Genomic DNA, 24,823 nt, shown 5'->3' with positions numbered 1-24,823 from the left:
TTAGACCTCTGTTTTTACGTTATATGTGATAGCTGCTCTGGCGAGTGTTTTTGCCGCAACAAGCATCGCATTTTCATCGATATCAAATCTTGGATGGTGGTGTGGATAAGCTGTTTCGGCATCCGTGGGCCTCGCACCTGTGAAAAAGAAAGTGCCTGGCACTTTTTGAAGATAATAGGCAAAATCCTCGCCGCCCATATCTGGTTCCGTTTCTTCCACCGAATTCACTTCAGATATTTTGTTGGCGCAAGAAATCAGGAAGTCTGTTTCGGCTGAATGGTTCACAACAGCAGGATATCCTTTAACATAATCGTATTCAAAGGTGCTGCCGGATGTGAAGCATGTTCCATAAGTGATTTTTTCTATTTCTTCTTCTATAAATGCTCGTGTGTTTTCATTGAAGGTCCTGACGGTTCCAACAAGCTTGGCTTTATCCGCAATGACATTAAAGGCATTTTCAGCTGTAAAGGAACCGATAGTCACTACCGCTGAATCAACCGGGCTAACCCTTCTGCTGACAATCTGCTGTAAGTTTAGGACAAGCTGTGAAGCGATGACAATGGCATCCTTCGTCTTATGCGGCTGTGCACCGTGGCCGCCTTTACCCTGAACCGTAATCACAAACCGGTCTGCAGCTGCCATGATCGGCAGCTTTCGATATTGAATTTTGCCAGTCGGTTCAGATGCCCACAAATGGGTGCCGAAAATGGCATCCACACCATCCAGACATCCATCTTCGATCATCGTTACAGCTCCTCCAGGTGCATATTCCTCCGCATGCTGGTGGATAAAAACGAAAGTGCCAGCGAGCTGTTCCTTCCATTCATTAAGTGTCCTAGCTAATACGAGAAGAGTGGCTGTATGGCCGTCATGTCCGCAGGCATGCATGATGCCCGGAACGGTTGAACGGTAAGGGACATCCTTCTCATCCTGTATCGGGAGGGCATCGAAATCAGCTCTTAAGGCAACTGTTTTACCAGGGTTTTTGCCGTATACCTTTGCGACTACCCCGTTTCCGCCAACGTTTCCTCTTACTTCAATTCCGAGTTCCTCATAAAAGGACTTTATGTATTTGGCTGTATTGACTTCCTTGAAGGACAATTCAGGATGCTGGTGAAGATAACGGCGAATTGCAACCATTTCATTATATTGATCATTGAGAGCCTCTAAAAATTCATTAATCATATGAATCCCTCCGTTTTTTATTTTTTCTAACTATTTTAACACTCTTTATCCTAATGAAGTGGATTTTTGCATAATATTTTTCTATACTATATAAGATTTTGAGTATGGAAGGGAAAGATTAAGGAGATGGAGTTAAGGAATAAGGGGAAGCTATCATTTATATTTTTATGTCTGGCAATATTAATTTCAGTAGTATTAATTATTGAAGTGAATAGCGGTAAAGCATTATGGATTGATGGAAAAATTACCGCGTTATTTTCAGGGGTTCCAAGCTATTTGCATCCGTTTTTTATCGTTTTGACAGCTTTAGGAGAAAAAATAGGAATCGGGATTATTGCTTTGTTAATGCTGGTATGGCTGCTAATCCGCAAACGGGACTTTACCGGCATGGCCGCCATGGCGCTTGCGGTCGCATTGGGCAATGAAGTGAGTAAATGGCTAAAGGACTTTATTGCTCGTCCAAGGCCGACCTTGAGCACCTGGTGGAGGTGAAAAGCTACAGCTTTCCAAGCGGACATGCAATGGTCGGAATGATCCTCTACTTTTTTATCGCCTATTTCCTTATTCGGGAATGCAGGGGGAAAACAGCCAAACTAATAATTGGAATAGTAATCGGCGTGCTGCTTTTTCTGATTGGCTTAAGCCGGATCATCTTGCAAGTCCACTACCCATCTGATGTAATCGGTGGATTTGCACTGGGATATATATGGGTGTATTTATGGATTTTCTTTTATAATTTTTTCAAAAAAAGAGAAAAAAAGCGGGCATAGAAAAGGAGGTGGTTCAATGAACCGCCTCTTTAATTTGTTCTTCCTTATATGATAAACATAGCCGCAATGGTGGTAACGACGAGTCCAATTGTGACAGGAAGAAGGTTTCTTCTGGCAAGCTCGAAGGGATCGACATTACAGATAGCCGCGGCAGGTATGAGCGCCCATGGAACGAGGGTACCACCACCTACCCAAATGGCTGCAATCTGTCCAAGAGCTGTCAATGTCGCAGCACCTTTACCAATTGAAACGGCAAAGAGGTGCGCGATTGAACCAGCCAGTGAGATGCCCGAAAATCCTGATCCATCCAGTCCAGTAATAGCGCCAACAGCTGTCAAGGTTACTGCTCCGACTGCTTTGCTTAAAGGCACAACGGAAGCCAAGGCGACGCCTAAATCATTCACGATGCCTTGAGAACCCTTTGGAAGGAAATCACCGATGATTTTTGTGAAGCCTGCATCGCCCAGATAGAAAAAGGCGGCAATCGGAATTACAGGCGCGAATACCTTAAAACCAAATTGAAAACCTTCTATTAAATAGTGGGTGGTTTGTTCGAGGCCTTTGTTTTTATGGGCAGCGATTGTAATCGTTAACAAAATGAGGATAGAGGTTCCGCCAATCAATGAAGTCGCATCTCCACCCTGCAAATCAAGAATATACATGGCGGCAACATCTATCGCAAATAAAAGAGGAACAAAAAGGGCGAAGAAACGCTTTTGAGCCTGTGTAAGCAAGTCAGGCTGACCGGCATCACCCTCACTCGTCTCAACCGGAAGGGCTGATGGAGCGGATTGCAATGTACCACGCTTTAAATCTCTTTTTAAAAAATAGAAGGCTGTCAGAGTTGTGACAATCCCCATGATAAATACAAGTGGGACGCTCGCTGCAATAACATCCTTCACGGGTAGGCCGGCAGCATCAGCTGTCAGCTTTGGAGCAGCTTGGATGATAAAATCCCCAGATAAGGCAATCCCATGTCCGAACAGGTTCATTGCCATCGCAACGCCGAGCGCCGGGAGGCGCAGCCCTCATTGCAACCGGAAGAAGCACGGCACCAAGTAATGCAACTGCTGGGGACGGCCAGAAAAACCAGGAAATGACCATCATTAAAATCCCAATAGTCCAATAGGCGAGAGTGGGGTTGCGGATTAATTTTGTGAAGGGGGAAATCATTACATCGTTAATCCCTGTCGAAGTCAAGGTTCGGCTCATCGCAACAATAATGGAAATAACAAGGATAGTAGATAAAAGCTCAGTTATTGCATATATGAAACTATTGAAAATGCTGCTGACAGAACCGCTTAATGATCCTGTTGCCGTTATTGCGATTAAGAAGATTCCTGCGATACAAACGAGGGTTGTATCCCTTCTCATTACCATAAAGCCAATAATGAGTGCGATAAATACGACATAAATCCAATGGAGAGCTGTAAGCTCCACAATCATAAAAAGGCTCCCTTCCTTTCATCCAGGGTGGGCATGGGTATTTGCCCTGTGGATGTAATACAGGATATGAGAGACCCTACAAGAGGTGAGAGCTTATAGGAAATTTTGTGTATGGAAAATGCTGAACCAGGGATCAGAGAATAACAAAAATATCACATAAAAAGAGGACCAAAAAATCGGCCCCATAATTTTTTAGCTAATAGGAAAGTATAAACTTTCGAAAGTTTATACTTTCCTATCGCGCATAAGGGCAACTAGGCCTCTGTCTTCGCCTTTAATGGCTCGCCAATCGGCGAGTTTTCTTTATTCTTCGGGAATTGTATACTTTGTTACATACGGAGCACTGGAGAAAATATTCGGCTGGGTGTCAATTCCCTGCTCGGTTCCCCTTTTCTCATGGGCTTTTTCATACGCCTTTGAATTTTGCCATTTAAGGAAAGGCCTCGTCATTTTCCCAGACCGTAAGAGTGACATAGGTATCAGTGGAAAGTGGACGGAGAACCCTGATGGCCAGGAATCCTGGTTCTGCTTCTATCATTCGGGCACGGCTGCTAATGCGGTGCTCAAACAATGGCCTTCCCTCCTGGGTTACTGGTACATTGTTCATAACCACGAAAGCAGCCTTGCAAAATCACCTGCGGAATCAATTACTTCATACTTCCGTGGTGATTTGAAAAAAGATTCCCCATTTGTTTCGTGCAATAATAATGAACCTTCGGCGTTTTGCATGATCACCATTTTTTCTTCGGAATGTTCAAGTTCGATGTTGTGGAGAAAATCATAAGTGCCGGTTGTCATATAAATATTCATTGTCATTCACACCCCTGTTTTTTTATTAAAGCTATACCCTTTATGGGAATTAAAAACACTTTGTCCTCTTCTATGTCTTTATAGCCATTTTTTACAGCAATGAAAACAAAAATACGACTATTTTTTGACACTTGCCCCTGTTGTCTATACACCAATTGTATTAATCGATATAGTGAAGACAGTATATTTGTGTCCAGATAGAATATTAGTTTCTATTTTTAACGTGTATATATTAAAATGGAAAACAGACATGCTCTTGAAAGGTGGACTATCTTAATGACGAGAACTATCAATGAAACATTTTTAAAAGCAGCCAGAGGTGAAAAGACGGATTACACTCCAGTGTGGTATATGCGGCAGGCAGGGCGTTCACAGCCTGAATACAGGGAGATTAAAGAAAAGTACTCCCTTTTCGAAATCACACATCAGCCAGAACTCTGTGCATATGTTACCAAACTGCCCGTTGATCAATATAACGTTGATGCGGCTATTTTATATAAAGATATTATGACTCCCCTGCCTGCATTAGGTGTGGACGTTGAAATTAAGTCGGGCATCGGTCCTGTTATCTCCAATCCCATTAAATCGCTTGCGGATGTTGAAAAGCTAGGTGAAATCACTCCGGAAGAAGATATACCATACGTTCTTGAAACAATTAAAATTTTGACAGAGGAACAATTGTCTGTCCCACTGATTGGATTCTCTGGTGCGCCGTTCACGATAGCAAGCTATATGATTGAAGGCGGTCCGTCCAGAAACTACAATAAAACAAAGGCATTTATGTACACTGAACCGAAAGCATGGTTCGCTTTGATGGATAAACTGGCTGATATGACAATTACATACGTAAAGGCACAAATTAAAGCTGGAGCAAAAGCGATTCAGATCTTCGATTCCTGGGTGGGGGCTTTGAATGTCGAAGATTACCGATACTTTATTAAGCCTGTGATGCAAAGAATATTCTCTTCCCTTAAGGAGGAAAATGTTCCTTTAATCATGTTTGGTGTAGGAGCGAGTCATTTAGCATTAGAATGGAACGATCTTCCGCTGGATGTTGTAGGTTTGGATTGGAGGCTTCCAATTCAGCAGGCAAGAGAAATGGGCATTAATAAAACGGTCCAGGGAAATCTTGACCCTGCTATCCTGTTAGCGCCTTGGGAAGTAATTGAAGAGAAGGCAAAAGCCATATTGGATCAAGGTATGGCACAGCCGGGCTATATTTTTAACCTCGGACATGGTGTTTTCCCTCAGGTTAACCCTGAGATGCTGAAGAAATTAACAACTTTTATCCACGAGTACTCAGCTTCTAAAATGAACCGTTAAACACCGGATATACCATTGAGCATTTAAAATGGTATCTGTGTTGTTTTTTTGGCACAATACAATAAGGGTAACTGCCGATGGTATATAATTTGCTGCGGCAGAGTTCGGTTGAGAGATTTAATAATGAGGTGTAGGGCATGATAAAGAAAAAAATGGGCCTGCTAGTAATGGCATACGGGACACCATATAAGATTGAAGATTTGGAACGTTATTATACTCATATTCGGCATGGAAGAAAGCCTTCAGACGAGATGATTGATGAGTTGAGAGGCCGTTATGAAGCAATTGGAGGAATCTCTCCGCTTGCAAAAATAACACTCGACCAGGCAGAAAAATTAGAACAGCGTTTAAACAGTGTACAGGATGAAATTGAATTTAAGATGTATCTTGGATTAAAACATATTGACCCATTTATAGAAGATGCAGTAAAACAAATGCATGAAGATGGCATCGAGGAAGCGGTCAGTATTGTGCTGGCACCTCATTTTTCTACCTTCAGCGTTAAGTCTTATAATGGCCGGGCGAAAGAAGAAGCTGAAAAATTAGGCGGGCCAATCATCACTTCCGTTGAAAGCTGGTACGATGAGCCGAAATTCATCCAATACTGGGCTGATAAAGTCAAACAGGTTTATGAGCAGATGCCTCAGGATGAAAAGGAGCATTCAATGCTAATCGTTTCCGCCCACAGCCTCCCGGAGAAAATTCTGCAATCAGGCGACCCTTACCCCAAACAACTGCGGGAAACGGCGGATTTAATTGCGGAAGCGGCGGGTATTAAAGAGTATACCGTTGGCTGGCAAAGTGCTGGGAATACTCCGGAGCCTTGGCTTCGCCCTGACGTACAGGACCTTACAAGGAATTTGTACGAAGAAAAGCAATATAAAGCATTTGTGTATGCACCTGTCGGTTTTGTGTGTGACCATCTCGAGGTTCTTTACGATAACGATTATGAGTGCAGGGCTGTTACGGATGAGGTAGGAGCAAATTATTACCGTCCGGAAATGCCGAATTCGAAGGAAGAATTTATTGATGCCCTCTCGGATGTAATTTTAAGAACATTAAACAATAAATAAACAATGGCGAAGGCGGTGATTATATGGCGGAAGAAAAACAAATGGTAGTGATCATTGGCGGAGGAATAGCTGGTCTTACAACGGCATTTTATCTCCAAAAAACAGTGCGGGAAAATAATCTTCCCATTGAAGTGAAACTTATTGAAGCTTCACATCGTCTTGGAGGGAAGATGCAGACCGTGGTCCGAGATGGATTTACGATTGAAAGAGGCCAGATTCCTTTCTGGCTAGGAAAACCAGCATGACAAAGCTTGCAGGTGAAGTAGGAATGGCGGATCAACTAGTCCATAACTCTACAGGGAAGTCTTATGTCCTTGTCAATGAAAGGCTTCATCCAATGCCAGGCGGATCGATTATGGGAATTCCAACAGAAATGGCACCTTTTATTACTACAGGTTTATTCTCACTTCCCGGAAAATTAAGGGCAGCCGCCGATTTCATCCTGCCAAAGTCAGCCAAGGAACAGGATAAATCACTAGGAGAATTTTTCAGACGAAGACTGGGCGATGAAGTTGTTGAAAACCTAATTGAACCGCTGCTATCTGGCATTTATGCAGGAGATATCGACAAACTAAGTTTGATGTCGACTTTTCCACAGTTTTATCAGGTTGAACAAAAATATCGAAGCCTTATTTTAGGAATGAAAAAATCAACTCCTTCACAGCCTAAACAACCCGAAACTGGCGGAAAGAAGGAAGGCGTCTTTTTAACCTTTAAATCTGGATTGCAATCCTTCGCAGAAGCGATAGAAGCCAAATTGGATGCAGATGCGATTTTAAAAGGCCTTAAAGTAGATAATATTACAAAATCAGGAAACAGTTATGAAGTATATTTAAACAATGGTGAAACCATTTATGCTGACAGTATAGTGGCTGCAGTTCCGCATCAGGCAACACAGTCGATGTTTTCCCAATACGGCTTCTTTGCGCCATTTAAAGAAATGCCTTCGACTTCAGTGGCGACAGTTGCCCTTGCATTCCCTGAAGATGCGATTCAAAATGATATTGACGGTACCGGCTTTGTGGTTTCGAGAAACAATGATTACAGCATAACAGCCTGTACATGGACGCACAAAAAATGGGCACACGCGGCTCCTGAAGGCAAAGTTCTCCTTCGCTGCTATGTAGGCAGGTCTGGTGATGAAACAATTGTTGACCTATCAGACGATCAGATTATTAAAATTGTTTTAGATGATTTGAAGAAAACCATGAATATCACGATGGAACCGGAATTCTCCATCATTTCACGCTGGAAAAATTCAATGCCTCAATATACTGTAGGGCATAAACAGCGGATAGAAACAATTAAAAATGAAATGAAATCACAATTGCCAGGTGTCTTTTTAGCAGGTGCCTCATATGAAGGTATTGGCCTTCCCGATTGTATAGACCAGGGTGAGGCGGCTGTAAAACATGTCCTCGATTATTTGAAAATCCAAAAAGAAGCTGTTCGCTCATAACAGCTTCTTTTGCTTTATCAAAAAGGAATTTTTATTTTTCCCTGTTTTGTTGTTATTAGTGAAAATTGCATGTTATAATGGTTTGGTCAAAATGACTGAAATTCTCAAACGGTCAGTTAAGTTGAAAGTGGTGATATGATGGCAGTCGACCGAAAGCGGCAAATCATTGAAGCAGCAACGAAATCCTTCTCCCAGTTTGGATATAAAGCAACGACCATGGACCAGGTTGCACGGCTTGCGAACGTAGGAAAAGGAACGATATATACTTTTTTTAAGAATAAAGATGAACTGTTTGATGAAATTATTTCAAGCCTAATCAAAGAAATGAAGGCAGCTGCTGACGAGGCATTTAATACTTCCCTTACTTTTCATGAAAGCGTCCATCGATCCATCTATAGTATTTTGGAGTTCAGGTTTACGCATCAATTAACGATTAAGCTTTTCCAGGAGGGCAGGGAAATGGGCACGCCCGCTGTAATGGATGTGATAGCGAAGCTTGAACAGGTGATTATTAAACACATCATGGTAAGGGTTTCTAAAGCCATAAAAGATGGAGATATCAAAGAATGTGATCCGGAACTGACAGCTTTCATTGTGCTGAAGCTTTATGTGTCGCTAATTTTTGACTGGGAAAAAGATCACAAGCCCTTGAATAAAGAAGAGATTGCTGAAATTTTTGAAAGTTATATCCTTAAGGGATTATCAATATAGGATAATCCTTTGTTCTAAGACAAAAATGACCAAATGAACAAAATAGTCATATTTAGTAGGAGGCAACATCGGTGAAGAACGGACTATTGAAGAAAGAGTTTTTAGCCATTGTAATGAATAAAAAGCTCTTAATACCTATTATTGCTGTCATGTTTATACCCGTACTATACAGTGGAGTATTTCTATGGGCCTATTGGAACCCCTATGGAAACCTTTCGAAATTGCCAGTAGCGGTAGTAAATCAGGATAAAGGTGCCCAATTTGAAGGGGAAGATTTACATCTTGGCGATGATTTAGTGAAAAAATTGAAAAAGAGCAAGGATTTTAACTTTAAATTTGTAGATAAAGAAGAAGGCTACAAAAATGTTAAAAACCAAAAGGATTACATGCTAATTGAAATACCGAAGGACTTTTCCGAAAATGCAACAACTTTGCTGGATAAAAATCCACGAAAGCTGGAATTAGAATATGTTCCGAATGAAAGCTATAATTTTCTTTCTGCCCAGATTGGTGGCAAAGCTGTTGAAAAAATCAAATCCGTGGTTTCTGAAAAAATTACCGAAACTTACGCTGAAACCATATTTGATAAAGTCGGCGATCTTACAGATGGAGTTTCAAAAGCAAGCGACGGAGCAGGAAAACTAAATGAGGGATCATTGAAGTTAAAGGATGGTTCAAAACAGCTTAATAATGGACTTGCAAAGCTGGTTGAAAAATCGATTGAGTTTAACAATGGAATGAAAAAGGCGAATTCAGGAGTAAATGTGGTAGCTTCTGGTTCAATGTCTTTGGCAAACGCCCTTGGGCAACTTCACATAGGGCATAGCAAGCTAGAAGCTGCTGCTGCCCGATTACAAACGGGCAGTGATCAGGTTGCGAGGGGTATTTCCAAGTCTAATCAAGGTCTGCAGTCGATTAATGGAAAGATGCCGGAAATAATTGACGGAACAAAGCAGCTCCAGGGAGGTGCAACTGACATTGCAGAAAAACTGGAGCAGTGGCAGGGGAAATCGCAGGAAGCGGCTGCAGGTGCGGGAAAATTGAATAGTGGTGTTCTAACTCTTAAATCGCAGCTGGAGCCTTTGCTTCAATCGCCATTATTAACACCTGAGCAAAAAGCAGCTCTTTCAGCAGGTTTAAAACAACTGGAAGACGGTAGTGCTCAGTTAAAAGCAGGCAATGAAACTCTGTCAGGGTATGCAGGCCAGTTATCTTCGGGGGCAGCCCAGCTTTCAGGCAAGCTTGGTGAATTGAATGAAGGACAGAAAAAGCTTCATGCCGGTATTTCTCAGCTGGCTGATGGCAGCACACAGCTTGAAAATGGCGCAATTCATTTGGCTGCTGGAGAAAAAGAATTTACTACCGGCATGAAAACATTTGGCCAGAAATTTTGGGAAGCAAAAACAGGCGCAGATAAGCTTGCTGGAGGATCCAATCAGCTTTCTGGCGGGATGAAACAGCTTACATCAGGTTCTTCTGCTATCTCATCAGGTGCTGGTAAATTGGCAAGCGGTTCGGAAAAGTTAAAAGACGGTACAAGCGAGCTTTCTGACGGTTCTAAAGAGCTGGCCGATAAACTGGCCAATGGAGCGAAGAAAGCATCGAAGGTAGATGCTAATGGCAAAACGTATAACATGATGGCCGATCCGGTTAAGTTAGAGACTGAAAGGATCAATAAGGTTCCTAACTATGGAACTGGTATGTCCCCGTATCTCTTATCTCTAGGATTATTTGTGGGTGCACTTATGATATCGATTGTATTTCCTCTTCGTGAGCCTGCTGAAGTACCAGCAAATGGTTTTAACTGGTTTGCCAGCAAGTTTGCATTATTGGCTGGAATTGGTGTGGTTCAGGCCTTGTTAGCTGATGCTATTCTTCTTGCTGGACTGGGATTGCATGTGGAAAGTGTTCCTAAGTTTATTCTATTCACGATGATTACAAGCTTGACTTTTATATCCTTAGTGCAGTTCCTTGTAACATTGCTTGGGGATCCTGGCCGTTTTTTGGCAATTATTATTTTGATTCTGCAATTATCAGCAAGTGCCGGCACCTTCCCGCTTGAATTGATTCCGAAATTCCTTCAGCATTTTAATGCATTCCTGCCGATGACATATTCTATCAGGGGCTTAAAGGCTGTAATTTCTAGCGGAGACTTCGGATTCATGTGGAAGAATATAGCTGTTATGCTGGTGTATATTCTGGCCTTTGCGCTGGGAACAATCTCATACTTCAATTTCAAGCATAAACGTCAATTCAGGACACTTGCTGATTAATTGGATTGAAGATCAGCTGCCCTTGTGGCAGCTGTATTTTTAGCTAATAAGAAAGTATAAACTTTCGAAAGTTTATACTTTCTTATCACGCATAAGGGCAACTATGCCTCTGTCTTCGCCCAAAAAGGCTCGCCAATCGGCGAGTTTTCTTTATATGAAAAAATGACATTTTTGAGTATATTAAGACTAAGCGCAGAAATCGGACAAGGGAGGAAGTAAAATGAAGTTAACGGTAATAGGTGCCTGGGGCGGTTACCCGAAGATGGACGAGGCAAGTTCAGGTTATTTGCTTGAGCATGATGGATACAAGCTGTTGATTGATTGCGGTAGTGGAGTCCTGTCAAAGCTGCAAAATATTATCCAGCCCGAGGAACTGGATGGGGTTATCATATCCCATTACCATCCGGATCACATTGCGGATATTGGTGTTCTGCAGCATGCCAGGCTGATTCAGGGGTTTTTGGGAAAAAATATGCCCACCCTTCCGATTTATGGCCATAATCTGGATCAGGAGGAATTTGTCAAACTAACGTATAAAAATATAACGAAGGGAATGGCATATAATCCTGCTTCCCGCTTGTCCATCGGACCGTTCGATATATCCTTTATAAGGACAAACCATCCTGTACCTTGCTTTGCGATGAGGCTAGAAGCTGACAGGAAGTCATTAGTTTTTACTGGTGACAGTTCCTTTAAAGAAGAGTTCATCCCTTTCAGCCAAAACGCTGATTTACTGCTTTGTGAGTGCAATTTTTACGCGCATCAGAATGGGGCTGGTGCAGGACATATGACAAGCACCGAGGCTGGAAGATTCGCCAGAATGGCTGGTGTGAACCAGTTGGTCCTAACCCATCTGCCTCACTATGGCCAGCTGTCCGATTTAATAAATGAAGCTGCAAAGGAGTTTGAAGGCAAAATTTTGCTTGCTGAGCAATTTTTATCCATTGACGTATAAAAGAGGAGGAACACTGGTGTTATTTATTGATAATAAAGGAATAACAGATCCGACCATTAATCTTGCAATCGAAGAGTATGCCTTGAAGAACTTGGATATTAACGAGACATACTTACTGTTTTACATAAATAAACCCTCTATCATCATAGGCAAGAACCAGAATACAATCGAAGAAATTAATACTGAATATGTCGAAGGCAATGGAATTCAGGTTGTCAGAAGATTATCTGGCGGGGGGGCGGTTTATCACGATTTAGGTAATCTTAACTTCAGTTTTATTACAAAGGATGACGGGGAAAGCTTTCATAACTTCCGCAAATTTACTGAGCCTGTAATCGAAGCACTTCAAAAACTGGGCGTCAATGCAGAACTAAGCGGCAGGAATGATATCCTCGCAGAGGGAAGGAAAATTTCAGGAAATGCCCAATTTTCTACCAGGGGAAGAATGTTCAGCCACGGAACACTGTTATTTGACTCGGAAATGGACCATGTCGTTTCTGCACTAAATGTAAAGAAAGACAAAATTGAATCAAAAGGAATTAAATCGATTCGCAGCCGGGTGGCGAATATTTCAGAGTTTCTTTCGGATATAATCAGCATTGAAGAATTCAGATCCTTGCTTTTAAAAAATATCTTTGGCGGCTTGGAAGAAATTCCCGAATACGTGCTAACTGAGGAAGACTGGGAAAAAATCTACCAATTATCTGAGGAAAGATATCGTAACTGGGATTGGAATTATGGGAAATCTCCTAAATTTAATTTACAGCATTCACACCGGTTTCCTGTCGGGCAAATCGATGTCCGCCTTGAAGTAAATAGAGGCACCATTGAAAACTGTAAGATTTATGGAGATTTCTTTGGAGTAGGTGACGTTTCCGATATCGAAAGCAAGCTGCAGGGCTACGGTATGAAAGAGCAGAAATTGTCGAAGCCCTTGAGGATGTAAATATAAAACAATATTTTGGAAACATAACAAAAGAAGAATTTGTTAATCTCGTATATTAACAGAGGGCACGGTGCATCTAATTGCACCGTGCTTTATTATTTTTTAGTTCTGTTTGCTTGAATACACAAATTTCTTGCAATATAATATATTTAGAAAATTGTTAAAAATATATGAATGAATACTCATTCATGCATGGGAAGGGATGGGGAGAGATGAATTTATCATCACAGCTTCATGAAACCGCCAAACTTTTTTCCGGCAAAAATGCCTACCACTTCATGGGACAAACAACTACATATGCCGAATTGGATGGTGCCGTAACAAAATTCGCTTCAGGATTGGAGAAGCTAGGGGTAAAAAAAGGGGACCATGTCGCATTATTATTGGGGAATTCGCCGCACTTCGTCATCAGCCTTTATGGAGCATTACGGCTCGGTGCTACCGTTATTCCCATTAATCCAATTTATACGCCTGATGAAATTGGCTATATATTGCATAATGGGGATGTAAAGGCAGTAATCGCACTCGATATGCTTTTACCACTGGTTGAAAAGATGCATCCAAAGCTTCCTCAGGTTGAAAATTTCATTATTTGCGAGACCAGTCCAAGCACTCAATTCATTGAAAAAGAACTTTCAGTCAGCGTAAAAATGAAATCGTTTACAAATATCGTCGCTTCGGGTGATCATGAATTCACGGGACCTGAATTGAATGCAGATGATATTGCCCTTATCCTTTATACTTCAGGTACAACTGGAAAGCCAAAAGGTGCTATGCTTACCCACAAAAATCTATACAGCAATGCAAAGGATACGAGTGATTATCTGCACATTAATGACCAGGACCGCGTAATAACGGCATTGCCGATGTTCCATGTGTTTTGTCTAACGGTTGCTTTAAATGCTCCTTTAATGAATGGTGCAACACTAATGATTGTACCTAAATTCAGTCCTAAAGAGATATTCCGTGTTGCAACGGAATATCAGGCAACGGTTTTTGCCGGTGTTCCAACCATGTACAATTTTCTTTTCCAATTCAATGAAGGTAATCCTGACGACCTTAAATCTTTGCGGCTCTGCATATCAGGTGGGGCATCAATGCCGGTTGCACTTCTGAAAAACTTTGAGCAAAAGTTCAATGTTGTTTTGTCAGAGGGGTATGGCTTATCGGAAGCATCACCAGTAACCTGCTTTAATCCGCTTGACCGTCCGCGCAGAGCAGGATCGATCGGAAAATCGATTATGAATGTCGAAAACAAAGTGGTCAATGAACTCGGTGAAGAAGTGCCTGTTGGTGAGGTCGGGGAATTGATTGTCCGCGGTCCGAATGTAATGAAGGGGTATTATAAAATGCCCGAGGAAACCGCTGCTGCCATTCGGGATGGCTGGCTGTACACAGGGGACTTGGCAAAGGAAGATGAAGAAGGATACTTTTATATTGTCGACCGCAAAAAGGATATGGTCATTGTAGGTGGGTATAATGTTTATCCACGTGAGGTAGAGGAAGTTCTGTACGACCATCCTGATGTAGTCGAGGCTGCCGTGCTTGGTGTTCCGGATCCCAATTTTGGCGAAGCGGTGAAATGTTATGTTGTCAGCAGGAATCCCGAATTAACGTCAGAGGAACTTTTGGATTATTGCTTTGCACATCTGGCTAAATACAAGGTTCCATCCTCTATTGAATTTTTAGAGGAGCTGCCTAAAAATACAACAGGGAAAATTTTAAGGCGTGCATTAAAAGACCAGGTTGCACAGGCAGCAGCTAAATAAATTATTAAGGCAGGCACTTTGCCTGCCTTTTTAAAGAGAGGGTTAGGGCATTGACGAATATTTTAATGGAAAAAAGGGGATATACAGCCATTGTAACAATTAACCGCGAGGAAGCTTTAAACGCTTTTAATTATGACACATTGCTGGAACTCCAAGAAAAAGCAGAGGAAATAAGAATTAATCCTGAAATTAGAGCAGTCGTATTTACTGGTGCCGGAGAGAAGGCGTTCAGTGTCGGTGCTGACCTGAAGGAAAGAAAAACACTTTCCATTGAACAGGTAAAAAGAAATTTACATAAAATTAATGAGGTCTTTAATGCGATTGACCAGCTTCCACAGCCGACGATTGCTTCAATGAACGGGTTTGCTTTTGGAGGGGGAATGGAGCTTGCACTTGCGTGTGACTTCCGGATTGCTGCTTCTGGTGCGCTGATGGGATTAACCGAGACCAGCCTTGCGATTATACCTGGAGCTGGGGGAACTCAGAGGCTGCCAAGGCTGATTGGCCAGTCCAAAGCCATGGAGCTGATATTGACCGCAAGAAGATTTACTTCCGAAGAGGCATATGAAATGGGACTGGTAACGATGGTTGCAGAAAGAGAGCCCGCCATTGAAGCTAGCCTGGCATTTGCGGAAAAGATGCTTATGAATGGACCAATTGCTTTGCAGCAGGCAAAATACGCGATTAAAAACGGTATGAATGCAGATTTGCATACAGGTCTTCAGATTGAACGGAAGGCTTATGAAATCACGATTCCAACAGAGGATCGGGTCGAAGCGCTGCAGGCGTTTGCTGAGAAAAGAAAACCAGAATTCAAGGGGAAATGACATGGCAAACGTGCCATGTTTTTTCTTTTCTTCTCTGTCATTCGCTAAAAAGATAATTTGATAGTAGCAGAAAATTTGGTAAAATGTATTCTAAATCGAAAGGGGAAGGTGTACATAATGGCCGATATTGCATTTGAAAAAAACACTTCTGAGTTTAAAAAGGGATTTCAGCCGGTATAAGTATTGGAGTAGGATATTTTCCGATCGCCCTGACGTTTGGCCTTCTCGCAAAAGGGGCGGGATTGACTGTGTCGGAAACAATGCTGATGAGCCTTCTTGTTTTTGCGGGTGCATCCCAATACATTTCTCTTAGTCTATTATCCATGGGGACTGGAATATTTGAAATAATATTAACAACCTTTATTGTGAACATACGACATTTTTTAATGTCTGCTTCATTAAATGAAAAAAATGATGAAGATCGTTTGTTTAATAAAATGATCTATTCTTTTGGCATTACAGATGAAACATTTTCAGTTGCTGCTACAAAAGAGGGAACGGTTTCCACCGGATTCATGTTTGGTGTTATTTCGATTTCGTATTCAAGCTGGGTCCTCAGTTCGGGGCTTGCGCAGCCTCATAGGTGCAAACCTTCCGCAAGTCCTCCAGGATAGCATGGGTGTAGCCCTGTATGCGATGTTTATCGGCCTGCTTGTCCCATCCATGAAAAAAAGTGTAAAGGTAGTTTTGTTAGCGTCCCTTGCAGCCGCATTTAACTCGATTTTTACTTTTGGAAAATTGCTTGCCCCTGGATGGGCAATCGTCTCTTCCACACTTCTTGCTGCTGTCATAGTGGAGATCGTTACAACCCTGAACAGGAAGAGAGGATTTACCCATGAAAAATGAGATTGTTTGGATGATCATTGGAATGGCTTTAGTAACCTATATACCCAGGATGCTTCCTTTTGTTCTGTTTAAGGGAAAGGAGCTGCCGCCTTTTCTACAGGGTGTTTTGAAAAATGTTCCGTATGCAACACTTGGAGCTTTGATATTTCCGGGCATCCTGTTGATTCAAAAAGATATTTGGTACGGACTGTTCGGAGCATCAGCCGCTTTTATCGTGTCGTTTTTAGGAGCGAATGTCATTGTGACAGTTCTGGGGTCCATTGCTGTTCTTGCTTTATATTCTTTACTTCCACATTGAATGAAATTTTTTCACTATGAATTTTCCCGTACTAAAAAAAGATTTGTTTTAACTAAGCCGGCTGTAATTCATCCGGTTTTTTATTTTTTCCTTGTTCTAAATCATCCCATTTTAACTAAACTAGGTAGTAGAGAGGCTGTACAAAAAGGAGGACAATTCATGGCAAGAAAAATGGGGGTATATGCTGTACTGGCCTATGTAATATATGGGTTGTTTTTTTATTGGTATCTTTTTTATTTTTCCAGTTCAAGCCTGCCGTTTGAGTATCAGGGAACAAAGGCCGATCCAGCGACCTTTCTAAACGGAAGGGAATTGATGTTAAGTGAGGAATACTCAAAAACCAGGAATCTGTTATTTTTCTTATCTACTCCGCTTGAATGGCTATTTTACTTTCTGATTTTGCTTCTGGGCCTTTCCAAAGCATTTAAAAGATGGGCTGAAAAATCATCTAAATATAGAATAGCCCATACAGCTATTTATCTAATCTGGCTGTCTTTTTTTGCTTTTCTGGCTACTTTCCCGATAAGCTATATCAGTTATTCCTTATCAAAAACGTATCATATATCTACGCAAACCTTTCCATCTTGGATGAAGGATGAGCTGATTGATTTTTGGCTTAATTATGGAACCATGCTGATTATTGTGCCAGTTTTGTACTGGCTGATGAAGAAGAGCAAAAAGCGCTGGTGGCTGTATGCTTGGCTCCTGTCCATTCCTTTTACCCTTTTTATGATGTTTTTGCAGCCAGTTGTGATTGACCCTTTGTATAACGATTTTTCTCCATTAAAAAATAAAGAATTAGAAACAAAGATTTTAACCATGGCAGCCAAAGCGAAAATCCCGGCTGAGCATGTGTTCGAAGTGGACATGGCAGAAAAGACGAACTCAATGAATGCTTATGTAACAGGCATAGGATCTAATTCAAGAATTGTACTTTGGGATACGACATTAAATAAGCTGACTGAGGATCAAATATTGTTTATAATGGCCCATGAAATCGCCGATTACGTAGAAAAACATATATATTATGGAATTGCCGGCTACTTACTTTTATCCCTGATCGGTTTGTATATAACATATCGCCTGATGAATTGGCCGCAGCTCGGTGGGGGAAGGAGCTGAAAATTGCTGATGTGAGGGATATCCGTTCATTGCCTCTATTTTTGATGATTCTTTCTATGCTTTTGTTTGTTGCAAGCCCGCTGAGCAATTTTGCATCCCGCTATGAGGAGACGAGGGCTGATAGGTATGCAATGAACATGACGAAGGATCCAGAGGCTGCCATCACCTCTTTTCAGGAGCTTACCCGTTCAGGACTGAGCCAGGTAAATCCGCCGCTGCTTGTGAAAATATTCCGCTATGGGCATCCGACTATGCTGGAGAGGATTTCGATGGTGGAGGAGTATGAAGTCAATCACCGGAATGGTTTAAAGAAATAAAATTTTATTTTCGGAAATTATCAAAGCCCACGAACCTTAGTGATTCGCGGGCTTTGACTTGTTTTTTTAAGTCCCGAAACGTTTGTTGATTTCAACAAGCTGTCCTGATAAAAGCATAAATTGGGATTTATCTTTCATATCAATGGCCTGATCGATTTTTTTCATTAATTTCTCTTTTTCTGTTGTCAATTGAATTTCAGATATCAGCATTTCAATGTAAAGGTTCCGGACGAAGGCTTCTTTTGCTTGAATGCGATTCATGGCACCAATTTTCATTAAATCCGTGTATGATTTTTCATTCATGAAAATCACCCCTGTGCTTTTTCATATTATATGGAGTTTCAGAAAGAAAATCAATGAATTATAAAAATTTTCTGATAATAATTTATAATAGCTTAATTTATGAATAATTTCGTAACTATTTGGAAGAATGGAAAAACGCTTCTTTTATTATGGTAATATAAGAAGTATCTTACAATTTCCGGCAATTTCCGGCAGTTTGTGAGGGAAAATATCTAATGTGAAATAGAGGAGTGAAAGGGTTGGAGTCTAAATTAAATGAAGTGTATGAGGTAAATCCGTGTACGATGTTTATTAAGCCCGAAATTTATGGTAGCAAAATTTATTCACAAATTGTAGAAATCGAAGATGAACTATTGTCGCCCTTCAAGCCGACGGAAATCATTAAAAGAAGCTGCGAATATTTTGGAAATACTTTTGAAGGAAGGCAAAAAGGAAGCAAGCTGCTGATGGGCATCACCCATAAAGTGCCTATTGTCATAGATTCTACAAACTTAATGTATTTTTTTCCAACCACTTCGCCTGTTGGCCTGAATGCATTTGGATTTCACATGAAAATGTATTAAGACACCGGCGCTTTTCTTCCAACCAGACGCTTGTAACCTTTCAAAATAAACAATCGTATCTTTTTCCTATTTCCTACACTTCATTTGAAAATCAGCTGCTAAGGACAGCTTTATTACGGACAAAGTTGATGCAACGAATCGATTCAATGGAACGGAAAACCTTTTATTTAAAACAGCGCCCTACATTTTTGGAAGCCTCAGAAGCCCAGCACAGATACGGAAAAAATACCAATTCTAGAGAAGAATAAATATTACTGCTGCAGTTTCACTTCAATACGGGACTGATGCCGTTTGACAAAATAATATTCCATTAATTCCTGGACTTTATTTCGAATGCGCGGATTAAAGTAATTATGTTGTTCTTCGTAACCTTTATACAAAAATAAAAACATTGTAAAGGCGTCGTCCCGTTTAGTCTCAATAACTTTTAATTTATGGGCATTCATATATTTTTTCACCTCAGCCAATTCCCTCTGAATTTCTTTCATCGTTGCTTCAATTAATTCCAAATATGGCTTTTTGAGCTTGAAGGAACTTTCATTGACCACCGAGATATCCCGGTTTAAGATGATTAGAACCATAGGCAAATAGATCGCTTTCTCCATGATATTACGGTCGTTCTCTGGAATCCTAGTCATCGCTCCCTGCTCCTTCAAAAATATTTACAGAACACTTGTTCGTGTTAATATCATACAAAAAAAACAAATGAAAGGCAATATTCACTTTTAGAATATGCCTTTTATTTATGTAATATTAGAAGGGGAAATATTTCTATTGGCGAAATAAATGTAGTGAAGAGAAATCAAAATAAGGTGGGATTCAAGTGAGCGAAAGAAAAGGAATAAAGGCAGAGGACCTGTATGAACTGAAATCAGCTGTTGACCCAAGGCTCTCTCCAGATGGAAGCCTTTGTGTATATGTTCAAACAGCAATAGACCAAGAAACGGATGAATACTTCTCCCATATTTATTTTATGGATGTTTCTAAAAAAACAAAGCCGGTGCAATGGACTTCAGGAAAAGGAAGAAATCATTCCCCACGCTGGTCTCCAGATGGTACAAGCATTGCCTTTGTGTCCTCTAGGACAGGTAAAAACCAAATATACATATTATCTGCCCATGGCGGAGAAGCAAAGCAAATTACCTTCATTGAAAATGGAGCCAGCAATCCAGTATGGTCTCCAGACGGAAAAAGAATCGCGTTTTCTGCATCAGCGGCAGGAAATAAAACGATCTTAGACAAGGAAGAAAAGAAGGCAGAAGATAAGCTGCTACCGCTTGAAGTGACGAAAATGAAATATAAATCGGATGCGGAAGGTTTCTGGAAAGGAAATTACAAACACATTGGCGTAGCTGACGTGGATTCTGGTGATGTGGTGCAATTGACTGAAGGACCTCATGATTATCAGCTTTACAGCTGGTCCCCGGATGGAGAAAATATTGCTATTGGCGCAGATCTTGAAGAAGATTCCGATGCCTCCTTTGTACAGGATGTTTATTTGCTGCAGCCAAAAACCAAAAAACTTACGAAACTAACGAATGGAACAGGCTATTTCGGGAATGTAACCTGGTCTCCAGATGGTCAAACTCTTGGAATAATTGGGCATGAAAAGGAATTCCATAATGCTACCCTCCCGAAATTATGGATTTATCAAATAGAGTCAGGCGTGTTTACCTGCTTTTCAGAAGGATCAGATATCGCTGCGGGGGATATCGTAATTGGAGATTTCCAGCAGGGGGCGGTGACACCGGGTGTTCTTTGGGCAGATGACAGTAAAAGCTTTTACTTTTTAGCAACAGACCATGGTAATACCATTGTGTATTACGGAAGCCTGGATGGTGAAATGTATCCTGCACTTCTGGATCAACAGCATGTTTATGGATTGGCCCTCAACGGGAAAGACCATCAGGCTGTGGTAGCTATAAGTAAACCGTCTGAAACCGGCGACTTATATTTACTGAATGTATCCGATGGCAATTTGGAAAAACTGACTGATATTAATGGGGATTTTCTTAAGGGCATTGAAATAGCCGATGCAGAACCATTTGAATTTGAAGGATCAGACGGCTGGAAAATAAATGGGTGGATGATAAAGCCGATCGGATTTGAAGAAGGAAAGAAATACCCATTAATAATGGAAATTCACGGCGGTCCCCACGCTATGTATGGCAATTCCTATATGCATGAATTTCAAATGCTTGCTGCTAAGGGATATGCAGTCCTGTTTACCAATCCACGGGGCAGCCATGGATATGGACAGGAGTTTGTCAACGCAGTAAGAGGAGATTATGGTGGAAAAGATTATCAGGATTTAATGGATGCAGTAGATTATGCACTGGATAAATATGATTTTATCGATGAAGATAGGCTTGGGGTGACAGGCGGGAGCTACGGCGGATTTATGACGAACTGGATTGTCAGCCATACAAATCGTTTCAAAGCGGCTGTTACCCAGCGCTCCATTTCCAACTGGATTAGTTTTTATGGTGTAAGCGATATAGGCTATTACTTCACAGAGTGGCAAATCGAATCTGATTTAAGCGATATCGAAAAGCTCTGGAAGCATTCTCCTCTTGCATATGTGGATAAGGTCGACACACCTTTATTGATCCTGCATAGTGAAAGGGACTATCGCTGCCCAATTGAACAGGCGGAACAGCTATTCATTGCTTTAAAAAGGTTAAAGAAACCAACGAAGTTCATACGCTTCCCTGAAGAAAACCATGAGCTTTCACGTAGCGGAAAACCGGGGTTAAGGGTTGCGCGATTAAACTATATAGCAGACTGGTTTGGCCAATACTTGAATTAACATGTACAAAAGCCGCAAAGCACAAACCTTTGCGGCTTTTTGTTGCCAAAATACTCCACTATGTGAGAAAGTTTTTTATAGAAGCAAACTGGGTAGGGGAAAATGATAATAGGAAGAAACCTTTAGGGTGAAAATTAGTCAAATAAATGAAAATAACCTGTGATTGGAAGGATCTAAGGATGAGATCAGAACGACATGAGACTAAAAAAGGAAAAAATAAAGGAAAAAAGTGGAAAACGTTCTTGCTTTTACTTTTGTTAATATTCGGAACAACCTTAGCCTATTCTTATTATCAGTATAAGCAAGGGGTATCTCAATCAATGAAAAAGATTGAGAAAAAAGACACACAGGAATATAAGTTTGAAGGACAAAAAGATCAATACGGTGATACGAATATTCTGTTGCTCGGAAGCGATACAAAAGGAAAGGGAAATTCTAGAGCCGATACAATTATGATTGCACATTACAATGAAGGTAAAGGGACATTTAAGCTTACATCGATTATGCGCGATTCTTATGTAGATATTCCGGGACATGGGAAACACAAAATCAACTCGGCGTTTGCCCGGGGAACGCCCCGAACTGATGAGACAGACGATCAAAGAAAACTTTGATATTGATTTGCAGTATTATGTCATAGTTGATTTTCAGGGATTTGTTCAATTGATTGACGAGGCTTTTCCTGACGGTGTAGAAATAAATGTTGAGAAAAAAATGTCTGAATATATAGCATATACCCTGCAGCCTGGTGTTCAGAAGCTTGATGGAAAGCATTTGCTTGCATATGTACGGTTCCGCCATGATCGAATCGGTGATTTTGGTAGGGTAAAGCGGCAGCAGCAGGTAGTTCAGGCACTAAGAGAACAATTGTCAAGCATCAAAACGATTCCAAAGCTGCCTAAATTAATAGGAGTTGTCGCTCCATATGTAAACACTAACATGGATACAACAGATATATTATTTATGGCGAAAGATTTCTTAACAAAAGACGAGGGAAGCCTAAAAACTCTAAGGATTCCTGTTGATAACAGTTTTACTGAGCCAAGAATTTATGGGGAAGGTTCAGTGCTGAAAATTGATGTAGAGAAAAATCGGGAAGCGTTGCATCAATTTATTTCACAGTGATTTTTCTAGGATAAAAACTCAAAATGGGAGGGTGCCAAATGGATTTTGAAGCAATCACAGCCTCATTTACTTTAGAAAATGTAATGGAAATGATTCGTGAATACCGTTCATTTGGCCCTCTAACTGGGATTTTGCTTCCCATTCTTGAAGCAATTATACCCTTTCTTCCTTTATTTTTAATTGTTATGGCAAATGCAAGTGCATATGGATTATGGCTAGGTTTCCTTTATTCCTAGATTGGTGCATGTCTTGGTGCATTCCTCGTTTTTTTGATTTTCCGTAAATTTGGGCAAAAAAGGTTGCTTTCTTTTTTGAAGAACCATTCACATATAAAAAAATGGATGGATTGGTTAGACCGTCATGGTTTTGGACCACTTTTTCTGCTCTTTTGTTTTCCTTTTACACCTTCAGCTGTTGTAAATATTGTAGCAGGGCTATCCAAAGTTAGTGCTTTTAAATATATACTTGCTGTGTCTGCAGGGAAAATGGTGATGATATTTACCATCAGTTTTGTCGGCCATGATGTACGCTCTATGCTTACTCAGCCGTCCAGAGCGGTAATTGTTTTAGCTGCTATTTTCATTCTCTGGTATGCGGGAAAAAAACTGGAAGTAAAATTAAATAAGAAAACTAATAGCGAACATCCTGGATGAAAATAGATGGAAAGGGAGAGATGGAATGAAAGTGGAATGGAAGAAGGAAGGAATGGAGTGGGTAAAGGCTTTTGGTATTGGGCTGATCATTTTTGCCTTTATAAGAACCTTTTTTTTCTCCAATTATATCGTGGAAGGGCAATCCATGATGCCCACCCTGCAGGAAGGGAATAAGTTGGTCGTTAATAAGCTTGGTTTTGATTTAGGCAATCTGGATAGATTTGATGTCATCGTTTTCCATGCAAATAAAAAGGAAGACTATGTAAAAAGAATCATCGGGGTTCCAGGTGATAAAATCGAATATTTGAATGACCAGCTGTATATCAATGGCCATAAATTTGAGGAGCCGTTTTTAGAGGTTTATCGCAAAAAAATCCCCGGGAGAAAATTGACTGGAGATTTCACTTTAAAAGAAATTACTGGTGTAGGAACGGTGCCGCCAGGAAAGCTTTTTGTTATGGGCGATAATCGCCTAGAGAGCTGGGACAGCAGGCATTTTGGCTTCATTGCCACTAATCAGGTGGTAGGAAAAGTGAATCTACGGTACTGGCCGATTAATGAGATGGGTGTTTCGTTTTAAAAGAATAAAATTTTCGAGAGAGGAAAACCGATGCTAAGTTCTAGTTCTTTCTTAAAAGGGGAAAAAATATATCTGCATAGTTTAGCACTAACTGATGTTCCTGCTTTGATGGAATGGCAGGGAAACGAACATGTTATGCGAAGTTTTGACGCATTACCGATGAAATTTAAAGGAGTAAATGAGTGGGAGGACTGGATAAAGGAAACAGGGTCAGATAAATTCCGATTTGCGATACGCTCTATCGACAAAAAGCAATTGATTGGATATGCAGAATTAGAAGGAATCCTGTGGAATCATCGTGTCGGCTGGATTTCAATCATGATTGGCGATGAGACAAACCATGGGAAGGGCTTTGGAAAAGAGGCAATGGAAAAAGTCATCTATTATGCTTTCAATGAACTGAACCTTCATAGGCTTCAGCTCACTGTTTTTGCATATAATCAGAAAGCGATTGCTATGTATGAGAGGCTTGGCTTCCAGAAGGAAGGAACATATCGCGAATTTCTGGAGAGGGATGGCAAGCGGCATGATATGTTTCTATATGGACTGCTTCGGAACGAGTGGCGGAAGCAGAATTCGAAATGATAGAAAGGAGTTCGGCTTGCCGGGCTTCTTTTTTTTGAAACTTGTTCCATTCTCTTAACAATAATTCCCTAAAAT

The 24,823-nt window shown here is 40.9% G+C and carries 19 protein-coding genes and 7 pseudogenes; 21 read left to right on the top strand and 5 right to left on the bottom strand.

The annotated features are described in order from the left end of the window. On the bottom strand, window positions 1-1,185 hold the full coding sequence (locus tag RCG23_RS06710; protein WP_308179087.1) for a M20 family metallopeptidase: 1,185 nt from the start codon (window positions 1,183-1,185) through the stop codon (window positions 1-3). Window positions 1,186-1,311: 126 nt separating this feature from the next. On the opposite strand from RCG23_RS06710, the gene RCG23_RS06705 reads away from it, so the two are divergent. Together RCG23_RS06705 and RCG23_RS06700 are read left to right on the top strand one after the other, a co-directional pair. Further along, entirely contained in the window at window positions 1,312-1,677 is a 366-nt protein-coding gene (locus tag RCG23_RS06705; RefSeq protein WP_308179086.1) for a phosphatase PAP2 family protein, read from the top strand. Beyond that, a complete protein-coding gene (locus tag RCG23_RS06700; RefSeq protein ID WP_308179085.1) occupies window positions 1,674-1,955 on the top strand; it encodes a phosphatase PAP2 family protein in 282 nt (93 codons plus the stop codon). The genes RCG23_RS06705 and RCG23_RS06700 overlap by 4 nt, the downstream gene beginning before the upstream one ends. A 44-nt stretch (window positions 1,956-1,999) precedes the next feature. On the opposite strand, the pseudogene RCG23_RS06695 reads toward RCG23_RS06700, so the two are convergent. Together RCG23_RS06695 and RCG23_RS06690 are read right to left on the bottom strand one after the other, a co-directional pair. After that, window positions 2,000-3,401, bottom strand: a pseudogene (locus RCG23_RS06695) (hypothetical protein). Between the two features lie 303 nt (window positions 3,402-3,704). Next, a pseudogene (locus tag RCG23_RS06690) lies at window positions 3,705-4,211 on the bottom strand (antibiotic biosynthesis monooxygenase). Window positions 4,212-4,487: 276 nt separating this feature from the next. On the opposite strand from RCG23_RS06690, the gene hemE reads away from it, so the two are divergent. From hemE to RCG23_RS06630, 12 genes and pseudogenes are all read left to right on the top strand, one after another. After that, window positions 4,488-5,534 carry a uroporphyrinogen decarboxylase gene (gene hemE, locus RCG23_RS06685; RefSeq protein ID WP_308179084.1) on the top strand — a complete coding sequence of 349 codons (1,047 nt, stop codon included), beginning with the start codon at window positions 4,488-4,490 and terminating at the stop codon, window positions 5,532-5,534. Window positions 5,535-5,671: 137 nt separating this feature from the next. Further along, window positions 5,672-6,607: a ferrochelatase gene (gene hemH / locus RCG23_RS06680; RefSeq protein WP_308179083.1), complete on the top strand. Its 936-nt coding sequence runs from the start codon at window positions 5,672-5,674 to the stop codon at window positions 6,605-6,607. 23 nt (window positions 6,608-6,630) lie between these two features. Next, window positions 6,631-8,066 (top strand): annotated as a pseudogene (gene hemY / locus RCG23_RS06675) (protoporphyrinogen oxidase). A gap of 138 nt (window positions 8,067-8,204) precedes the next feature. After that, window positions 8,205-8,777, top strand: a complete 573-nt coding sequence (locus RCG23_RS06670) for a TetR/AcrR family transcriptional regulator (protein WP_308179985.1) — start codon at window positions 8,205-8,207, stop codon at window positions 8,775-8,777. A gap of 71 nt (window positions 8,778-8,848) precedes the next feature. Then, a complete protein-coding gene (locus RCG23_RS06665) occupies window positions 8,849-11,050 on the top strand; it encodes a YhgE/Pip domain-containing protein (RefSeq protein WP_308179082.1) in 2,202 nt (733 codons plus the stop codon). Window positions 11,051-11,270: 220 nt separating this feature from the next. Next, the gene (locus RCG23_RS06660) at window positions 11,271-12,005 is read left to right on the top strand and encodes an MBL fold metallo-hydrolase (protein ID WP_308179081.1); all 735 of its coding nucleotides are present in this window, start codon (window positions 11,271-11,273) and stop codon (window positions 12,003-12,005) included. Window positions 12,006-12,021: 16 nt separating this feature from the next. Next, window positions 12,022-12,951: a lipoate--protein ligase gene (locus RCG23_RS06655; RefSeq protein ID WP_374049810.1), complete on the top strand. Its 930-nt coding sequence runs from the start codon at window positions 12,022-12,024 to the stop codon at window positions 12,949-12,951. A gap of 212 nt (window positions 12,952-13,163) precedes the next feature. Further along, window positions 13,164-14,720 (top strand): fatty acid--CoA ligase family protein, encoded by a 1,557-nt coding sequence (locus tag RCG23_RS06650; RefSeq protein ID WP_308179080.1) that lies wholly within the window; start codon window positions 13,164-13,166, stop codon window positions 14,718-14,720. A 50-nt stretch (window positions 14,721-14,770) separates the two neighbouring features. Next, window positions 14,771-15,547, top strand: a complete 777-nt coding sequence (locus RCG23_RS06645) for an enoyl-CoA hydratase-related protein (RefSeq protein ID WP_308179079.1) — start codon at window positions 14,771-14,773, stop codon at window positions 15,545-15,547. A gap of 117 nt (window positions 15,548-15,664) precedes the next feature. Beyond that, window positions 15,665-16,393, top strand: a pseudogene (locus RCG23_RS06640) (AzlC family ABC transporter permease). Further along, window positions 16,383-16,691, top strand: a complete 309-nt coding sequence (locus RCG23_RS06635) for an AzlD domain-containing protein (protein WP_308179078.1) — start codon at window positions 16,383-16,385, stop codon at window positions 16,689-16,691. Before RCG23_RS06640 ends, RCG23_RS06635 begins: the two are co-directional and overlap by 11 nt. 159 nt (window positions 16,692-16,850) lie before the next feature. Next, window positions 16,851-18,130: pseudogene (locus tag RCG23_RS06630) on the top strand (M48 family metallopeptidase). A gap of 66 nt (window positions 18,131-18,196) precedes the next feature. Here RCG23_RS06630 and RCG23_RS06625 read toward each other — a convergent pair. Continuing rightward, complete coding sequence (locus tag RCG23_RS06625) at window positions 18,197-18,433, bottom strand: IDEAL domain-containing protein (RefSeq protein ID WP_308179077.1); 237 nt, start codon at window positions 18,431-18,433, stop codon at window positions 18,197-18,199. Between the two features lie 284 nt (window positions 18,434-18,717). On the opposite strand from RCG23_RS06625, the pseudogene RCG23_RS25900 reads away from it, so the two are divergent. Then, window positions 18,718-19,244: pseudogene (locus tag RCG23_RS25900) on the top strand (competence protein ComK). Between the two features lie 3 nt (window positions 19,245-19,247). Here RCG23_RS25900 and RCG23_RS06610 read toward each other — a convergent pair. Further along, window positions 19,248-19,634, bottom strand: coding sequence for a YhjD family protein (locus RCG23_RS06610; protein ID WP_308179075.1), 387 nt, complete (start codon window positions 19,632-19,634; stop codon window positions 19,248-19,250). Between the two features lie 185 nt (window positions 19,635-19,819). On the opposite strand from RCG23_RS06610, the gene RCG23_RS06605 reads away from it, so the two are divergent. From RCG23_RS06605 to RCG23_RS06580, 6 genes and pseudogenes are all read left to right on the top strand, one after another. Then, window positions 19,820-21,805 carry a S9 family peptidase gene (locus tag RCG23_RS06605; RefSeq protein ID WP_308179074.1) on the top strand — a complete coding sequence of 662 codons (1,986 nt, stop codon included), beginning with the start codon at window positions 19,820-19,822 and terminating at the stop codon, window positions 21,803-21,805. 179 nt (window positions 21,806-21,984) lie between these two features. Beyond that, window positions 21,985-22,419: an LCP family protein gene (locus RCG23_RS06600; protein ID WP_308179073.1), complete on the top strand. Its 435-nt coding sequence runs from the start codon at window positions 21,985-21,987 to the stop codon at window positions 22,417-22,419. After that, window positions 22,391-22,930 (top strand): LCP family protein, encoded by a 540-nt coding sequence (locus tag RCG23_RS06595; RefSeq protein ID WP_308179072.1) that lies wholly within the window; start codon window positions 22,391-22,393, stop codon window positions 22,928-22,930. The genes RCG23_RS06600 and RCG23_RS06595 overlap by 29 nt, the downstream gene beginning before the upstream one ends. 38 nt (window positions 22,931-22,968) lie before the next feature. Then, window positions 22,969-23,583: pseudogene (locus RCG23_RS06590) on the top strand (TVP38/TMEM64 family protein). Between the two features lie 25 nt (window positions 23,584-23,608). Continuing rightward, window positions 23,609-24,163 carry a signal peptidase I gene (gene lepB / locus RCG23_RS06585; protein WP_308179071.1) on the top strand — a complete coding sequence of 185 codons (555 nt, stop codon included), beginning with the start codon at window positions 23,609-23,611 and terminating at the stop codon, window positions 24,161-24,163. A 30-nt stretch (window positions 24,164-24,193) separates the two neighbouring features. Next, entirely contained in the window at window positions 24,194-24,748 is a 555-nt protein-coding gene (locus tag RCG23_RS06580; protein WP_308179070.1) for a GNAT family N-acetyltransferase, read from the top strand. Window positions 24,749-24,823: the final 75 nt, after the last annotated feature.

It is taken from the genome of Neobacillus sp. PS3-34, assembly GCF_030915465.1.
Taxonomy (GTDB): domain Bacteria; phylum Bacillota; class Bacilli; order Bacillales; family Cytobacillaceae; genus Neobacillus_A.
Note: the sequence above shows the minus strand (reverse complement) of the source record. Positions and strands in the feature narration are given on the sequence as shown.

What these genes read in the sequence shown, in the direction of transcription:
- RCG23_RS06710 (WP_308179087.1), bottom strand. Translation starts at nt 1,185, where the DNA reads ATGATTAATGAATTTTTAGAGGCTCTCAATGATCAATATAATGAAATG.
- RCG23_RS06600 (WP_308179073.1), top strand. Translation starts at nt 21,985, where the DNA reads ATGAGATCAGAACGACATGAGACTAAAAAAGGAAAAAATAAAGGAAAA.
- lepB (WP_308179071.1), top strand. Translation starts at nt 23,609, where the DNA reads ATGAAAGTGGAATGGAAGAAGGAAGGAATGGAGTGGGTAAAGGCTTTT.
- RCG23_RS06660 (WP_308179081.1), top strand. Translation starts at nt 11,271, where the DNA reads ATGAAGTTAACGGTAATAGGTGCCTGGGGCGGTTACCCGAAGATGGAC.
- hemH (WP_308179083.1), top strand. Translation starts at nt 5,672, where the DNA reads ATGATAAAGAAAAAAATGGGCCTGCTAGTAATGGCATACGGGACACCA.
- RCG23_RS06580 (WP_308179070.1), top strand. Translation starts at nt 24,194, where the DNA reads ATGCTAAGTTCTAGTTCTTTCTTAAAAGGGGAAAAAATATATCTGCAT.
- RCG23_RS06610 (WP_308179075.1), bottom strand. Translation starts at nt 19,634, where the DNA reads ATGACTAGGATTCCAGAGAACGACCGTAATATCATGGAGAAAGCGATC.
- RCG23_RS06705 (WP_308179086.1), top strand. Translation starts at nt 1,312, where the DNA reads ATGGAGTTAAGGAATAAGGGGAAGCTATCATTTATATTTTTATGTCTG.
- RCG23_RS06595 (WP_308179072.1), top strand. Translation starts at nt 22,391, where the DNA reads ATGAGACAGACGATCAAAGAAAACTTTGATATTGATTTGCAGTATTAT.
- RCG23_RS06650 (WP_308179080.1), top strand. Translation starts at nt 13,164, where the DNA reads ATGAATTTATCATCACAGCTTCATGAAACCGCCAAACTTTTTTCCGGC.
- RCG23_RS06635 (WP_308179078.1), top strand. Translation starts at nt 16,383, where the DNA reads ATGAAAAATGAGATTGTTTGGATGATCATTGGAATGGCTTTAGTAACC.
- hemE (WP_308179084.1), top strand. Translation starts at nt 4,488, where the DNA reads ATGACGAGAACTATCAATGAAACATTTTTAAAAGCAGCCAGAGGTGAA.
- RCG23_RS06670 (WP_308179985.1), top strand. Translation starts at nt 8,205, where the DNA reads ATGGCAGTCGACCGAAAGCGGCAAATCATTGAAGCAGCAACGAAATCC.
- RCG23_RS06625 (WP_308179077.1), bottom strand. Translation starts at nt 18,433, where the DNA reads ATGAATGAAAAATCATACACGGATTTAATGAAAATTGGTGCCATGAAT.